The sequence below is a fragment of the Streptococcus sp. FSL E2-3494 genome (genome assembly GCF_038007085.1).
Classification (GTDB): Bacteria; Bacillota; Bacilli; order Lactobacillales; family Streptococcaceae; genus Streptococcus; species Streptococcus thermophilus.
This window is the reverse complement of record NZ_JBBOWN010000008.1, coordinates 1-2038: the sequence shown is the minus strand read 5'-3', so window position 1 is coordinate 2038 and position 2038 is coordinate 1. Positions and strand designations below refer to the sequence as shown.

General features: G+C 48.8%; 1 tRNA gene and 1 rRNA gene. Both read right to left on the bottom strand.

Annotation, left to right across the window (positions count from 1 at the left end):
• Nucleotides 1–77: 77 nt before the first annotated feature.
• Nucleotides 78–150, bottom strand: a tRNA-Ala gene (locus NST05_RS11005).
• A 54-nt stretch (nt 151–204) separates the two neighbouring features.
• A 16S ribosomal RNA gene (locus NST05_RS11000) occupies nt 205–1752 on the bottom strand.
• Nucleotides 1753–2038 lie beyond the last annotated feature (286 nt).

Here is a 2038-nt window from a genome sequence, read left to right as displayed (position 1 = left end):
ATATGTAATTACTTACATATGGAATTTGATATAGATATTCAATTTTCAATGGACAATACTTGAATCTTTCGATTCAATGGAGCCTAGCGGGATCGAACCGCTGACCTCCTGCGTGCAAAGCAGGCGCTCTCCCAGCTGAGCTAAGGCCCCACAAGACCTCTCAAAACTAAATAAGAAACTCAAGTACATTCCGTTTTTCCTTAGAAAGGAGGTGATCCAGCCGCACCTTCCGATACGGCTACCTTGTTACGACTTCACCCCAATCATCTGTCCCACCTTAGGCGGCTGGCTCCAAAAGGTTACCTCACCGACTTCGGGTGTTACAAACTCTCGTGGTGTGACGGGCGGTGTGTACAAGGCCCGGGAACGTATTCACCGCGGCGTGCTGATCCGCGATTACTAGCGATTCCGACTTCATGTAGGCGAGTTGCAGCCTACAATCCGAACTGAGATTGGCTTTAAGAGATTAGCTCGCCGTCACCGACTCGCAACTCGTTGTACCAACCATTGTAGCACGTGTGTAGCCCAGGTCATAAGGGGCATGATGATTTGACGTCATCCCCACCTTCCTCCGGTTTATTACCGGCAGTCTCGCTAGAGTGCCCAACTGAATGATGGCAACTAACAATAGGGGTTGCGCTCGTTGCGGGACTTAACCCAACATCTCACGACACGAGCTGACGACAACCATGCACCACCTGTCACCGATGTACCGAAGTAACTTTCTATCTCTAGAAATAGCATCGGGATGTCAAGACCTGGTAAGGTTCTTCGCGTTGCTTCGAATTAAACCACATGCTCCACCGCTTGTGCGGGCCCCCGTCAATTCCTTTGAGTTTCAACCTTGCGGTCGTACTCCCCAGGCGGAGTGCTTAATGCGTTAGCTGCGGCACTGAATCCCGGAAAGGATCCAACACCTAGCACTCATCGTTTACGGCGTGGACTACCAGGGTATCTAATCCTGTTCGCTCCCCACGCTTTCGAGCCTCAGCGTCAGTTACAGACCAGAGAGCCGCTTTCGCCACCGGTGTTCCTCCATATATCTACGCATTTCACCGCTACACATGGAATTCCACTCTCCCCTTCTGCACTCAAGTTTGACAGTTTCCAAAGCGAACTATGGTTGAGCCACAGCCTTTAACTTCAGACTTATCAAACCGCCTGCGCTCGCTTTACGCCCAATAAATCCGGACAACGCTCGGGACCTACGTATTACCGCGGCTGCTGGCACGTAGTTAGCCGTCCCTTTCTGGTAAGCTACCGTCACAGTGTGAACTTTCCACTCTCACACCCGTTCTTGACTTACAACAGAGCTTTACGATCCGAAAACCTTCTTCACTCACGCGGCGTTGCTCGGTCAGGGTTGCCCCCATTGCCGAAGATTCCCTACTGCTGCCTCCCGTAGGAGTCTGGGCCGTGTCTCAGTCCCAGTGTGGCCGATCACCCTCTCAGGTCGGCTATGTATCGTCGCCTAGGTGAGCCATTACCTCACCTACTAGCTAATACAACGCAGGTCCATCTTGTAGTGGAGCAATTGCCCCTTTCAAATAAATGACATGTGTCATCCATTGTTATGCGGTATTAGCTATCGTTTCCAATAGTTATCCCCCGCTACAAGGCAGGTTACCTACGCGTTACTCACCCGTTCGCAACTCATCCAAGAAGAGCAAGCTCCTCTCTTCAGCGTTCTACTTGCATGTATTAGGCACGCCGCCAGCGTTCGTCCTGAGCCAGGATCAAACTCTCATTAATACTTTAATAATTGTTCGAGCGTTAACTCATTACCGTCGTCTGACGATTTATTCTTGTAAATTGACAGGTTATAATTCTTCTATCATAACCCTGCACTTGGTTTCTTATTCAGTTCTCAAAGGTCTTTGCCTCTCTTGAGACAACTTCTATATTCTAGCAAAGACAGAATATCTTGTCAACACTTTTTTTGAAGTTTTTTTCTCTTCTTCGTGCTGGCCGTCTCTCAAGAGACAGCTTATTTATAATATCATCCCTTCTTAAACTTGTCAATAGCTTTTTTAAAGTT